This is a genomic window from Paenibacillus aceti (assembly GCF_003614185.1).
GTDB classification, from domain to species: Bacteria; Bacillota; Bacilli; order Paenibacillales; family Paenibacillaceae; genus Fontibacillus; species Fontibacillus aceti.
Genome location: NZ_KZ987724.1, coordinates 3,195,453 through 3,208,891, shown reverse-complemented (window position 1 = coordinate 3,208,891; position 13,439 = coordinate 3,195,453). Strand labels below are relative to the sequence as shown.

Annotated in this window: 10 protein-coding genes and 1 tRNA gene; 10 read left to right on the top strand and 1 reads right to left on the bottom strand. The window is 48.4% G+C overall.

From position 1 onward, the window contains the following. Nucleotides 1-80: 80 nt before the first annotated feature. Nucleotides 81-154, bottom strand: a tRNA-Arg gene (locus tag BFJ94_RS14260). Nucleotides 155-723: 569 nt separating this feature from the next. Between BFJ94_RS14260 and BFJ94_RS14255 the strand changes: the two genes are divergently transcribed. The 10 genes from BFJ94_RS14255 (at nucleotide 724) to speD (ending at nucleotide 13,306) form a co-directional block, all read left to right on the top strand. Beyond that, nucleotides 724-1,557 (top strand): hypothetical protein, encoded by an 834-nt coding sequence (locus BFJ94_RS14255; protein ID WP_229716830.1) that lies wholly within the window; start codon nucleotides 724-726, stop codon nucleotides 1,555-1,557. Nucleotides 1,558-1,756: 199 nt separating this feature from the next. Then, the gene (tig, locus tag BFJ94_RS14250) at nucleotides 1,757-3,112 is read left to right on the top strand and encodes a trigger factor (protein WP_120463265.1); all 1,356 of its coding nucleotides are present in this window, start codon (nucleotides 1,757-1,759) and stop codon (nucleotides 3,110-3,112) included. Nucleotides 3,113-3,390: 278 nt separating this feature from the next. After that, nucleotides 3,391-3,975 carry an ATP-dependent Clp endopeptidase proteolytic subunit ClpP gene (gene clpP / locus BFJ94_RS14245; protein ID WP_120463264.1) on the top strand — a complete coding sequence of 195 codons (585 nt, stop codon included), beginning with the start codon at nucleotides 3,391-3,393 and terminating at the stop codon, nucleotides 3,973-3,975. Nucleotides 3,976-3,994: 19 nt separating this feature from the next. Next, nucleotides 3,995-5,251 carry an ATP-dependent protease ATP-binding subunit ClpX gene (gene clpX / locus BFJ94_RS14240; protein WP_120463263.1) on the top strand — a complete coding sequence of 419 codons (1,257 nt, stop codon included), beginning with the start codon at nucleotides 3,995-3,997 and terminating at the stop codon, nucleotides 5,249-5,251. Nucleotides 5,252-5,381: 130 nt separating this feature from the next. Then, the gene (gene ispG / locus BFJ94_RS14235; RefSeq protein ID WP_120463262.1) at nucleotides 5,382-6,527 is read left to right on the top strand and encodes a flavodoxin-dependent (E)-4-hydroxy-3-methylbut-2-enyl-diphosphate synthase; all 1,146 of its coding nucleotides are present in this window, start codon (nucleotides 5,382-5,384) and stop codon (nucleotides 6,525-6,527) included. Between the two features lie 432 nt (nucleotides 6,528-6,959). Next, the gene (gene lonB / locus BFJ94_RS14230) at nucleotides 6,960-8,699 is read left to right on the top strand and encodes an ATP-dependent protease LonB (RefSeq protein WP_120463261.1); all 1,740 of its coding nucleotides are present in this window, start codon (nucleotides 6,960-6,962) and stop codon (nucleotides 8,697-8,699) included. 125 nt (nucleotides 8,700-8,824) lie between these two features. Continuing rightward, nucleotides 8,825-11,161, top strand: coding sequence for an endopeptidase La (gene lon, locus BFJ94_RS14225; protein WP_120463260.1), 2,337 nt, complete (start codon nucleotides 8,825-8,827; stop codon nucleotides 11,159-11,161). A gap of 16 nt (nucleotides 11,162-11,177) precedes the next feature. Beyond that, nucleotides 11,178-11,795, top strand: a complete 618-nt coding sequence (yihA, locus tag BFJ94_RS14220) for a ribosome biogenesis GTP-binding protein YihA/YsxC (protein ID WP_120463259.1) — start codon at nucleotides 11,178-11,180, stop codon at nucleotides 11,793-11,795. Between the two features lie 209 nt (nucleotides 11,796-12,004). Continuing rightward, nucleotides 12,005-12,592 (top strand): non-ribosomal peptide synthetase module, encoded by a 588-nt coding sequence (locus BFJ94_RS14215; RefSeq protein ID WP_120465241.1) that lies wholly within the window; start codon nucleotides 12,005-12,007, stop codon nucleotides 12,590-12,592. A gap of 315 nt (nucleotides 12,593-12,907) precedes the next feature. After that, nucleotides 12,908-13,306, top strand: coding sequence for an adenosylmethionine decarboxylase (gene speD / locus BFJ94_RS14210; protein ID WP_120463258.1), 399 nt, complete (start codon nucleotides 12,908-12,910; stop codon nucleotides 13,304-13,306). Nucleotides 13,307-13,439: the final 133 nt, after the last annotated feature.

Here is a 13,439-nt window from a genome sequence, read left to right as displayed (position 1 = left end):
TCACTACGACGAACCCCTAAAGGGGTTCTCATCCCAAAGGACGCAAAAAAGCTCTCCGTATGGAGAGCTTTTATAATATACGTCCCAGAAGGGATTCGAACCCCTGACCGACGGCTTAGAAGGCCGTTGCTCTATCCAGCTGAGCTACTGGGACAAACAAGGCAAGCAAAAAGTATCATAACATAGGAGGGAGCGGTTAAGCAATAGAAAGTTTTTGATGGGAATCGGTGAGACAATAATGGGTAAAAGTGAGTAAATTTTTGTCCTGCTTAAAGTGTATGCTATAATTTCAAAAGAATTAACTATAAGAGGTAGTTCCGAATTAGATGCTCTTTATCATTTGAAGGTACACTATTGCGATTTGCATGGCATATTACTTCTCTAACGAAACTACAGAACGTTATTTGTTCAAAAACGACATCATTTTAAATCTAACGAAACATCATATCGTTATTTGCGGGAAAACGAGCGTAAAGACCCCTATTTTGCTGAAATAGCGATGCCCAGTTTCGTTACATTTTGAAAAGGCTCTTTTGGGCGTCGATAACGATACCACGTTTCGTTAGAAGTCCGGTAGAAGGGTACAGCAACTGTGATAAGAAGTCATTAATTAACTCCGGATGAAAGGAGGCTGCTCCTATAAAAAACTCAAGCCCCGATGAAAGGGATAATGTTTTTTTATTCCCGAAAACCTTAGACTACTATCAAATTGAACTCACCAGGATGCTGGAGCGGGAACAATACAAAGAGGCAGCGGGCCTCCTGCGCTTTTTGCTGCAATGCCAAGGTATGGAACAGAGAAATTACGATGAATGGCAGGCTCTACTGAATTGGCTGGTCAGTGCATTTCCGGGGTTGCAGGACGGATCGCTGGAAGACTACGAAGCGGATCTGGCCGACCACGATGAAGAAGAAATCGCCAGACAGCATGCCCAAGCCAAAGCAGCCGAGGACAAAGAATATGCGGCCAAGCTGCTTCAAACCGTAACAGGAAAGCCGTTATCGGAACAGACCTTTCTGGCATTGGACCAGCTCTCTTATTTGGACTCTCCTGAGGTGGACGAAGTTCTGGTCCAGTGGCTCGGACGCCAGAAGCTGCATCCCTTGCTGCAATACAGAGTGCTGCAAACCTTGCGGCGCAGGGGGAAGACGGGCAATGTCTCGTTCTTACGTCTGGGCGAGAGAGTCGAGATCGAAGTGGAGTCCGTCCCATTGAGGCCGGAGGATTTTCCTCCCTCGGTGCATAGCATTTTGGAGCGGGTAGGCAGCCAGACTCAGATTCATGACCCGACTCTGTTTTATTTTGCCCAGGAGCTGTGGTTCCAGTTCGTGATGGCGATGTACGGTACGCTCGATTATCGGTCCATGCTGGCCGAGGAGGAAGCGACCATCGATATATGGGCGGCGGCTCTTCATCAGATGGTATCGGATACTTTGCCGGGCGGCCAGGATGACGAGGAAATCCGTACGCTGTACGGGATCACCGACCACTTAAGGCTGCGGTATGAGCAGGCCTATCGTTCGATGCGCCAGTTTGCAAGCTATGGGATAAAATAGGGCGAGGTGCTGATACAGGCTGTGGCGATCCTTTCCAGTTCCCTGTCGGCTCTTGTAAAAAGATACATTGTTGTTTATAATGTAATGGTTATTCTGAACGTGGAATAAGGACAGCTATACTGGAACCTTAATAGCTGCTTTATCGCGATTCGGTTTCAGTTTACTTTAGTATATAAGAATTTTGGAGGGGAAGGCATAAATGAAAGCGACTTGGGAGAAAATAGAAAAAAACCTCGGCGTTCTCGAGGTTGAAGTTGAGGCAGAACGTGTAGCCTCTGCACTGGATCAAGCTTTTCAAAAAGTAGTGAAGAAGATTAATGTTCCTGGTTTCCGTAAAGGTAAAGTACCTCGGACTATCTTTGAAGCTCGCTTTGGCGTAGAAAGCTTGTACCAAGATGCAATTGATATTTTGCTTCCAGAAGTATACACAGAAGCGATCGATGAGACTAACATTTTCCCGGTAGATCGTCCGGAAGTAGACGTTGAGCAATTTGAGAAGGGACAACCTTTCAAATTCAAGGCGAAAGTAACCGTTAAGCCTGAAGTTACACTTGGCGATTACAAGGGAATCGAAGTTGCTGAGATCGATACCGAAGTAAGTGAAGAAGAATTGAATGAAGAGCTTGCTCGTATGCAAGAACGTCATGCTGAGTTGGTCGTTGTCGATGAAGAAGCAGCGCAAAATGGCGACATCGCAGTAATCGACTTCGAAGGCTCTATTGACGGCGTTCCATTCGAGGGCGGCAAAGGCGAGCGTTATTCGCTCGAGCTCGGCAGCAATTCCTTCATCCCTGGCTTCGAAGATCAAGTTGTCGGCATGGCAACTGGCGACTTCAAGGATGTAAAAGTGACTTTCCCTGAAGAGTATCAAGCAGAAGAGCTTGCTGGTAAAGATGCAGTCTTCAATGTGAAGGTACATGAAATCAAACGTAAACAATTGCCTGAACTCGACGATGAATTTGCTAAGGATGTTAGTGAATTCGATACCCTTGACGAGTACAAGGAAGATCTGAAGAAGCAGATCGCCGACCGTAAGGAAAAAGAAGGCAAGGCAGCTCGCGAAGGTGAAGTTGTAGAAGCTGTTGGAGCGAATGCTGAAGTTGAAATTCCTGAAGCCATGGTACAGAGTGAAGTACAGAACATGGTTCGCGATTTCGACAACCGTCTTCGTGCCCAAGGCATGAACCTTGATCTGTTCTTGAATTTCTCCGGTCAAACTATCGAAGATTTGCAAGGCCAAATGAAAGCAGACGCTGAGAAACGCGTTCGCAACAACTTGGTTCTGGAACAAATCGCTAAGGCTGAGAAAATCGAAGCGACTGAAGAAGAGATCAACAAAGAACTTGCCGATATGGCGGAAGCTTACAAGCGTTCCACTGACGAAATCCGCAACATCCTTGCAGCCAACGGTGCGTTGAGCAGCTTGAAAGAAGAAGTTCTCTTGCGTAAGACGATTGAATTCCTTCTTGATAACAGCAAGGAAGTTCCAGCTGAGCAACTGGCTGCAAAGTCAGAAGCTAAAGAAGAAGCGGCTCAAGAGGAACAAGGTGAATAATTATTCTCCTTGCAACATCTAGAAACAGCGGCATTTCTCCGGCCGTAACATAACAGCGCAACATTTAAATGTTAAGGCACGTATATTAAATGCGTGCCTTAATTTTTCACCTTTTTGTAATACAATTATTTCCATGTTGCATGGACTGGCTCTAGGGTATAAAATCTGTTCCTGAGGTCATAAACTGTATCGTCTGAAAAATGACATCGACCCTTGAACGTGATAAAATACTTGGTGAGAGCAGCAAAGAAAATGAAAAAGAAATGAGGTTGGTCGCATTGAGTCTGGTTCCAATGGTCGTTGAACAAACAAATCGGGGTGAACGGTCTTACGATATTTACTCAAGGCTGCTCAAGGATCGCATCATTTTTCTAAGCAACGCGATTGATGATGAAGTAGCCAATCTCGTGATTGCTCAGCTGCTGTTTTTGGCGGCGGAAGATCCTGAAAAGGACATTCATTTGTACATTAACTCGCCTGGTGGATCAGTTACTGCCGGAATGGGTATATATGATACAATGCAATATATCAAGCCTGACGTTTCCACGATCTGTGTGGGGATGGCTGCGAGCATGGGCTCCTTATTGCTTACAGCGGGTGCACCTGGCAAGCGCTTTGCACTGCCGAACAGTGAGGTTATGATTCACCAGCCTCTTGGAGGAGTTCGAGGTCAGGCGGCCGATATCAAAATACACGCTGACTGGATTATTAAGACCAGAGCGAAGTTGAATCAGATCTATGTGGATCGGACGGGTCAACCCCTGGACAAAATTCAGCGAGACACAGACCGCGATTTCTTTATGAGCGCGGAAGAGGCGATGGCCTACGGGATTATTGATAAGGTGATTCATCAGGCCCATTAAATGTTAAAGGGGTGTTTACATGTTTAAGTTCAACGATGAGAAAGGGCAATTGAAATGCTCATTCTGTGGCAAATCACAGGATCAGGTTCGCAAGCTTGTTGCTGGACCTGGCGTTTATATATGTGATGAATGTATTGAGCTCTGCACGGAGATCGTTGAGGAAGAATTGGGACATGAAGAGGAATTGGATCTCAAAGAGATTCCAAAGCCTAGAGAAATCCGTGAGATTCTCGATCAATATGTCATCGGTCAAGATCTAGCGAAGAAATCCTTGTCAGTGGCGGTATACAATCACTATAAACGCGTAAATACGCAGAGCAAAATTGAAGATGTAGAATTGCAGAAGAGTAATATTCTGCTCTTGGGACCAACCGGTTCCGGTAAGACATTGCTGGCACAGACGATGGCCAAGATTCTTAACGTTCCATTCGCGATTGCGGATGCTACATCATTAACGGAAGCAGGGTATGTCGGTGAAGATGTAGAGAATATTCTACTCAAGCTGATCCAGGCAGCTGATTATGATGTGGAGAAGGCGGAACGCGGAATTATCTACATCGATGAGATCGATAAAGTAGCTCGTAAATCCGAGAACCCTTCGATTACCCGTGACGTATCCGGTGAAGGTGTTCAGCAAGCACTTCTGAAAATTCTTGAAGGCACGGTCGCTTCGGTTCCACCGCAAGGAGGACGCAAGCATCCACATCAGGAATTTATCCAGATCGATACGACGAACATCCTGTTCATTTGCGGCGGTGCCTTCGATGGCCTTGAGCAGATGATCAAGCGTCGGATCGGTAAGAAGGTTATCGGTTTTAACGCAGCGAGCGAAGGGCAGAAGGACCTCAAACCGGGCGAATATTTGTCCATGGTATTGCCTGAGGATCTGCTTAAATTCGGATTGATTCCCGAGTTTGTCGGCCGTTTGCCGGTCATTTCGACTTTGGAGCCGCTGGATGAGAACTCTCTGGTTCGTATCCTGTCCGAGCCGAAGAACGCACTCGTGAAGCAATATCAGAAGCTGCTTGAGCTCGATAATGTGAATCTGCATTTTGAGCCGAAGGCGCTAGAAGCGATTGCCCGAGAAGCTATTAAGCGGAATACGGGTGCGCGCGGACTTCGAGCGATTATCGAAGGCATCATGCTGGATGTGATGTATGAAGTCCCATCCAGAGACGATGTTGAAGATTGCGTCATTACCGAGCAGGTCGTCGAAGAGAAGACGATTCCTGAACTCGGAGCAAAGAAGAGCAAGAAGCAGGAAGAGAGCGCATAAGTAAGCTGAAATAGCGTTGTTCGCGCTACTAAATAAATGTCAATTCCTCCACCTTTGGATGTATGGCGCGGGTTTTCTCGCGGTTTATACAGATAGGGGTGGAGCTTTGACGTTATGGGAGAGACGTGAAATGACATTCTTGAGACAAGATACACGTCCGGTCAAAGTAGGCAATTTAACGATCGGCGGTAGCAACGAAGTAATCATTCAGAGTATGTGCACGACCAAGACAGCGGATGTTGCCGCAACGGTGGCAGAGATTCTTCGACTTGAAGAAGCGGGCTGTCAACTGGTACGTGTAACAGTGAACAATGAGGAAGCGGCTGCTGCGATCAAAGATATCAAGAAGCAGATTCATATTCCTCTTGTTGCAGATATCCATTTCAATTATAAGCTTGCACTTAAAGCGATTGAGAACGGAATTGATAAAGTCCGGATCAATCCGGGAAATATCGGTCGCCGCGAGAAGGTGGAAGCGGTTGTCAATGCTTGTAAGGAACGGGGAATTCCGATTCGCATTGGCGTTAACGCCGGATCGCTGGAGCAGCATCTGCTTGATAAATACGGTTACCCGACACCGGAGGCTATGGTGGAGAGCGCGCTGTATCATATCGGCATTCTGGAGGAACTGGACTTCCATGACATTATCGTATCGTTGAAGGCGTCGGATGTGCCTATGGCGATCGAGGCTTATACAAAGGCCGCTGAAGTAATCCCGTATCCGCTGCATTTGGGAATTACCGAGGCTGGTACATTGTTCGCAGGTACTGTAAAAAGCGCGGCGGGGCTCGGTGCCCTGCTCTCGCGCGGAATCGGATCGACGATGCGGATTTCGCTCAGTGCAGACCCGGTGGAAGAGGTCAAGGTAGCACGCGAGCTGCTTAAGGCGTTCGGACTGATTGCCAATGCGCCGACCCTTGTATCCTGCCCGACCTGCGGACGTCTGGACATCGATCTGTTCAGCATTGCTAACGAGGTCGAGGAATACCTCTCCAAGCTGAAGGTACCGCTGAAGGTATCGGTGCTAGGCTGCGCCGTTAACGGCCCGGGCGAAGCGCGCGAGGCGGATATCGGAATCGCCGGAGCGCGTGGCGAAGGCTTGCTATTCCGCTACGGAGAAATGGTGCGCAAGGTTCCGGAGGCGGATCTCGTCTCCGAACTGAAGAAGGAAATCGACCATATCGTCGAGGTATACGAGGCAACAGGCGAAATTCCGGGACGCAAAGAGCATCAGGCGAAGATCGCAGCGAAGATGAAGGAGAACGCCGGAGTATAATCAAGATTCAGATCAGCCGTAGACTGCAGTGACTTGCAGTTTACGGCTTTTTTCATAAGCTTATAAACTACTCACGACAAAACTAGTCACACACTTTCCGGTGCAAAACCAGTCGCACATACCTCTCACGCACTCCAAACCTGCAAAAATGCAGTTTCTTTAACGCAAAGCCACTGGTTACGAGCAAATTCCTGCATATTTGCAGGCTTTCTACGAATGAGGCATCAGTCCACTCTCCCCCCACTCCGACATCCCATCCTATCCTGCAATTAAGTAACTTATCCAGCTAAACACTAACTCCAAATAGGAATTATGCATCTCCTGACATTTTAGAGTTTAATAGCGTTTTACGATGGGACGAAAAGGCAATACTACCTTGTAGTGCGAGTAACTATCTCTTGTAACAGTCAAAGTGTGGGAGGCTTGAGGATTATGGAACTGAGTGTCATTCTAATGTCCGTTCAAATGTTCTTTGCGGTAGTGATCGGGCTTTATTTTTGGAACCAACTGCGAAGCCAAAAGGGAAATCGCAGCGCTGTTGATCGCGAATCTCGTAAAGAAATGGAGAAGCTTCGCAAGCTACGGGCAATTTCGCTGACGAAGCCGTTGGCTGAGCGGACCAGACCTGCCTCATTAAATGATATCGTTGGCCAGAAGGATGGGCTACGGGCGCTAAAGGCGGCGCTATGCAGTGCAAATCCGCAGCATGTGATCATTTATGGGCCGCCCGGAGTCGGCAAGACAGCCGCAGCTCGCGTTGTAATGGAAGAAGCCAAGAAGAATCCAGTCTCTCCCTTCAAGGCGGATGCCAAGTTTTTTGAGATCGACGCGACCATCGCACGCTTTGATGAGCGCGGAATCGCCGACCCGCTGATCGGCTCGGTTCATGACCCGATTTATCAAGGGGCTGGCGCCATGGGAGTAGCCGGGATTCCGCAGCCTAAACCGGGAGCGGTGACTAAGGCGCATGGCGGAATTTTATTTATAGACGAGATTGGCGAATTACATTCGATGCAGATGAATAAACTGCTTAAAGTGCTGGAAGATCGCAAGGTGTATCTGGAGAGTGCCTATTATAGCTCCGAGGATACGAATACGCCGGCATATATCCATGATATCTTTCAAAATGGATTGCCTGCAGATTTCAGATTGGTCGGAGCAACCACCCGCTCACCGCAAGAGATTCCGCCAGCGCTTAGATCGCGCTGCATGGAGATCTATTTCCGCCCGCTCTTGCCTGAGGAAATTGCCCAGATCGCGGCGGATGCAATCAAGCGAATCGGCTTCCAGCCCTGCCCGGAAGCGGTGGAAGTCATTACGAAGTATGCCACTAACGGGCGTGAGGCCGTCAATATGGTTCAATTAGCTGTTGGCCTCGCGCTGACGGAGAAGCGGGATTATCTGCTCGCCTCGGATCTTGAGTGGGTGGCGACAAGCAGTCAGTTATCGCCGAGACCGGAACGGAAGATACCGGTTCGCTCAGAGATCGGCGTTGTGAATGGTCTGGCTGTCTATGGGCCGAATCAAGGTACTTTACTCGAGATCGAGGCCACGGCGATCCCTGTCGAGAAGGGGCAGGGCGGGTTCACGATCACCGGCGTCGTCGATGAGGAAGAACTGGGCGGCGGAAATCGCACGCTACGGCGTAAGAGTATGGCCAAGGGCTCCGTCGAGAATGTTCTTACCGTTATGAAGCGGATTGGCCTCGATGTCAGCCGATACGATATCCATATTAACTTTCCGGGAGGAACTCCGATAGACGGCCCGTCTGCAGGACTCGCTATCGCTACGGCTGTAGCCTCGGCGATCAAATCGATCCCGGTGGATCACCGGATCGCCATGACCGGGGAGCTTGGTATCTATGGCAATGCCAAACCGGTCGGCGGCGTAGTGGCCAAGGTGGAGGCGGCTTTCCAAGCGGGGGCGACGACGGTGCTGATCCCTAAGGAGAACTGGCAATCCTTATTCGAGGGCTTGAATGGATTAAGAGTAATCCCTGTTGAGTCGATCAATGAAGTGTTTCAGCATGTGTTCGGTCCAGAGGTACAGAAGGATCTTGGGCTTGTACCTAGTGAGGATGAGATCTTCGCGCCAACGCCAGCACCCTCACCTTCACCGTCGCCAACGCCATTTCTACATGCGGAGTCCCCTCCGCAGAACAGTTCAATGTGAACTTGCGCTACAGCTTTTTCCTTCTGGCGGCTGCCTTTGTGCAGCCGCTCTTCATTGGTGTTTTCATGTAACATTTGCTAAAATATGAATGATATCTTACGAGAACGACTGGAGGTGCGAAAGCGATGGGGCCTCATAAAAACAAAGGCCGTCGTTTTCCTCTGTTGCCTTTGCGAGGTTTGCTCGTCTATCCAAGCATGGTGCTGCATTTGGATGTTGGACGGGAAAAATCCGTTAAAGCGCTGGAAAAAGCGATGGTTGACGACAATTTGATTCTCCTCTGTTCTCAATCCGAAGTGAACATTGAAGAACCAACGCAAGAAGATATATTTCGAATCGGCACCGTAGCCAAGGTCCGGCAAATGCTGAAGCTCCCCAACGGAACGATCAGAGTGCTGGTAGAAGGCATGGAACGCGCTGAAATTCTGGAATATGTGGATAATGAAGAATATTACGAGGTAATCGCTATTGAAAGGCCGGAAGCTGAGCCTTCTGAACCGGAAGTGGATGCCTTGATGCGCACAGTGCTGACTCAATTTGAACATTATATTAACTTATCCAAGAAGGTAACTCCCGAGACACTGGCGGCAGTATCCGATATTGAGGAAGCGGGGCGGCTCGCTGATGTTATCACAAGCCATTTGTCTCTGAAAATCAAGGATAAGCAAGAGATTCTGGAGACAATCGATGTTAGAGAGCGTCTGGAGAAGCTGCTGGATATTCTGAATAATGAGCGCGAAGTGCTTGAGCTGGAACGGAAGATCAGCCAGCGCGTCAAGAAGCAGATGGAGAAGACGCAGAAGGAATACTATCTGCGCGAGCAGATGAAGGCGATTCAGAAGGAGCTTGGCGAGAAGGAAGGCCGGGCTGGTGAAGTAGAAGAGCTGCGCTCCCAGCTGGAAGCGAAGACATTGCCGGATGCGGTACGGGAGAAGACACTTAAGGAAATCGACCGCCTGGAGAAAATGCCGATGAGCTCGGCCGAGGGCGGAGTGATCCGCAATTACGTGGATTGGCTGCTAAGCTTGCCTTGGGATCAACGCAGCGAGGATGACCTTGATCTCGCCAAGGCGGAGCAGGTGCTTGATGAAGATCATTATGGTCTGGAGAAGCCGAAGGAACGGGTGCTCGAATATTTGGCGGTGCAGAAGCTCGTCAAGAAATTAAAGGGGCCGATCCTCTGTCTTGTCGGTCCACCGGGGGTAGGGAAGACTTCGCTAGCTCGTTCGATCGCCAGATCGCTGGGACGCAAATTTGTACGTATCTCCTTAGGCGGCGTACGAGATGAGGCGGAGATTCGCGGTCACCGCAGAACCTATGTCGGTGCGATGCCGGGCAGAATTATTCAAGGGATGAAGACAGCTGGAACGCTTAATCCGGTGTTCTTGCTGGATGAGATTGATAAGATGGCCTCCGATTTCCGCGGCGATCCATCGGCAGCGCTGCTCGAGGTGCTTGATCCAGAACAGAATAATACGTTCAGTGATCATTTCATCGAAGTGCCGTTCGATCTGTCCAATGTGATGTTCATTACGACCGCCAATGCCGTTCATAACATCCCGCGGCCGCTGTTGGACCGGATGGAAATGCTATTCATTCCCGGCTATACCGAGCTGGAGAAGCTGCAGATTGCGACGCGCTACCTTCTGCCGAAGCAGAAGCGGGAGCATGGTCTTGAGCCCGAGCAGTTGAAGGTTGATGAATCGGCCTTGCTACGGATTATCCGTGAGTATACCCGGGAATCGGGAGTGCGGAATCTGGAGCAACAGGTAGCGGCATTATGCCGGAAGGCAGCCAAAAGAATCGTCTCCGAGCATAACGACAGTCTGGAGATTACAGCTGAGCAAATCAAGGATTATTTAGGTATCCCTAAATTCCGTTACGGCGTAGCTGAACTGGAGGATCAGATCGGTACTGTGACCGGGCTTGCCTGGACAGAAGTCGGCGGAGAGACGCTGGTGATCGAGGTAACTGTCGTACCTGGCACCGGCAAGCTGATTCTGACCGGGAAGCTGGGCGATGTAATGAAGGAATCGGCTCAGGCGGCCTTCAGCTACACTCGTTCCAAAGCGGAGGAGCTTGGAATTCCGACCGACTTCCATGAGAAGAATGATGTGCATATCCATATTCCGGAGGGGGCGATCCCTAAGGATGGTCCTTCGGCAGGAATTACGATTGCTACCGCTCTGATCTCGGCATTGACCGGGCGCCATGTATCGAAGGATATCGCGATGACTGGCGAGATTACGTTGCGCGGCCGAGTTCTACCGATCGGGGGCTTGAAGGAGAAATCCTTGGCGGCCCATCGGGCAGGCTATAAGAAAATATTGCTTCCGAAGGATAATGAGCGCGATCTGCGCGACATTCCGGACAGTGTGAAAGAAGATATTGAATTTGTGCCGGTGGCGCATATGGATCAGGTATTGAGGCATGCGCTCGTGGAACGAAGCGAGCTGCAATAGAGAGGAATTTGAACGAATGAAAGTAACGAACGCAGAATTTGTAATCAGCGCTGTAGGCCCGAGCGGTTACCCTCAGGACGCCTTGCCGGAGATTGCTCTGGCAGGGCGTTCCAACGTGGGCAAGTCCTCGTTGATCAATAAGATGATTACCCGCAAAAATTTGGCCAGGACAAGCTCTACGCCAGGGAAGACGCAGCATCTGAATTATTACCGAATTAATAATGAACTCTATTTTGTGGACTTGCCGGGATACGGTTATGCCAAAGTCTCCAAGACTCAGCGGCAGGTATGGGGAACGATGATTGAGAAATACTTGATGGAACGCGAAACCTTGCGTCTGATCCTATTAATAATCGATCTGAGACATCCGCCTACCAAAGATGATGAGATGATGTATGACTGGCTTAAGCATTATGATTTGCCGGTATGCGTGGTAGCCACCAAAGCGGATAAAATTCCCCGTTCACGCTGGCAGAAGCATATCAAGATTATCAAGGAAGGATTGGTCATGCGCGGTGGCGATGAACTGATCATGTTCTCTTCGGAAACCGGAATTGGCAAGGACGAGTTATGGGCACATATCGGTCAGTTTATCTCTTCGAACGAGCCCAAAACGGAGGAAATCGAAGAATAAACGAAAGCCATTTTCAACGGATTAAGAAGGGATTCGGAGAACATACGGTAGGAAAGTGAGAATGTTGGGGGATTTTTGCAGAAAAAAACTGCTGGTTCCGTTTTTTTATGAAATATGGCTGGAATTCAAGGTTTGATGGCTGAGCAAATTCTTTGAGGAGTAGTGTATAATTATTATAAATGATCGTTAAAAGAATTGAGGAGATTTTTATGGCTCAGCGGTTAGCCACAGAATATGTTAATGCCAGTTTGCGTTTGTCAGAAGATCAGATGTCGCAGTTTGTTCATAAGGTCTATGATCCCCATGTCCGTCAGAGAGTAAAGGTGCTTGAAAACGGGAATCAAGAGGTTGTACTTGAGGATGATGGGGGTGAAGAAGTTCATCTGCCTTTTGATCGCCTAGACGGTTACTACGTCTGTGAATTGTCTTTCCGCTTGGAAAAACCACATTTAACGAACGTTATGAGATTATTGTTTTCTGCCTTCAAAGGCTCTGGTCTAGTCACTAGGGTTTATAGCGGATTCATGATGATGTATTATTATCAGGATGGGCGTGTTCGCAAGATTGTGGAATACTCCCGGGACTCTTATAAGCTCGTCTTTGAGCATAAGGATACGATGAGTAAGCTTACGACCATGTTCCATAGCGATGAAGTAGAGCGGGAAATCAGCGGCATTCAAGAGAGCATCAATACTTTGCTTGATTCTCGTTTTGTAACGAATGATTCGGCGGTAGTCGATCAAATCGATGATCAGCTTCGCGAGCATTCCCGGCGGTTATTCGTCTTAGAGGCATAGAACTCCATCGGGTCTAATAATCTTTTTAACCAAGTCACCAACATATTAAATAGCACATAATGTACTACTGTAGGCTGCCCTTTAGCTAGGGTAGCTTTTTTTACAGGCCCGAATTGGGCGCAGCTGTAAAAAAAAGTGTTGCATTTGTCAGCAATAGATGTTATTTTTAATCTCGTTGAAAACAATATAGGAACCAGGATTCACTCAGGACATGGAGATGTTGCGAGACATTTTTCCCTCGGGAAGTGAATGACGTAGGTCCTAGCGGATGAAATTTTTTCAAACATTTTATTCCTAGGAAGGGGGAACCGGAAGATGGAATATTCAACTTTCGGAAGACACGTTGCTGTTGATACTTGGGGAGTAGATTTTGAGTTGCTGAATAATGCCGAGCTTCTTCAAGGTTATATGGTCGAAGCTGCCGAAGCTTGCGGCGCTACCGTGTTATCCATGCAATCCAGGCAATTTGAGCCTCAAGGTGCTACAGTGCTTGTATTACTGTCGGAGAGCCATCTCTCGATTCATACGTATCCTGAGAGAGGGTTTGCTGCTATTGATTGTTATACTTGTGGAGAGATGGTTGATCCGCAGTTAGCGATCGATTACCTGGTGTCCGTTTTGAAACCGGAGAAAGCCTTTGCGAAGAAGTTGGTTCGCGGATTGGGCGAGATGGAAGTCGAAACGCCGGAGATCAATGAGGCGGAGTTAGTCTAGAGTTGAACATAACTTTGTTCTATACAGATTAAAGTTGGAAAAATATAGAATAACCATGGGAGATTTCCATGGTTATTTGTTTATTTGTGGAAATTCATAAATAATTCAAAAAAGGCTGTTAAAATGACCGGGT

Excerpts from the sequence above, each read along its gene's own strand:
- speD (WP_120463258.1), top strand. The coding sequence starts at position 12,908 with ATGGAATATTCAACTTTCGGAAGACACGTTGCTGTTGATACTTGGGGA.
- lonB (WP_120463261.1), top strand. The coding sequence starts at position 6,960 with ATGGAACTGAGTGTCATTCTAATGTCCGTTCAAATGTTCTTTGCGGTA.
- yihA (WP_120463259.1), top strand. The coding sequence starts at position 11,178 with ATGAAAGTAACGAACGCAGAATTTGTAATCAGCGCTGTAGGCCCGAGC.
- lon (WP_120463260.1), top strand. The coding sequence starts at position 8,825 with ATGGGGCCTCATAAAAACAAAGGCCGTCGTTTTCCTCTGTTGCCTTTG.
- clpX (WP_120463263.1), top strand. The coding sequence starts at position 3,995 with ATGTTTAAGTTCAACGATGAGAAAGGGCAATTGAAATGCTCATTCTGT.
- BFJ94_RS14215 (WP_120465241.1), top strand. The coding sequence starts at position 12,005 with ATGGCTCAGCGGTTAGCCACAGAATATGTTAATGCCAGTTTGCGTTTG.
- ispG (WP_120463262.1), top strand. The coding sequence starts at position 5,382 with ATGACATTCTTGAGACAAGATACACGTCCGGTCAAAGTAGGCAATTTA.
- BFJ94_RS14255 (WP_229716830.1), top strand. The coding sequence starts at position 724 with ATGCTGGAGCGGGAACAATACAAAGAGGCAGCGGGCCTCCTGCGCTTT.
- tig (WP_120463265.1), top strand. The coding sequence starts at position 1,757 with ATGAAAGCGACTTGGGAGAAAATAGAAAAAAACCTCGGCGTTCTCGAG.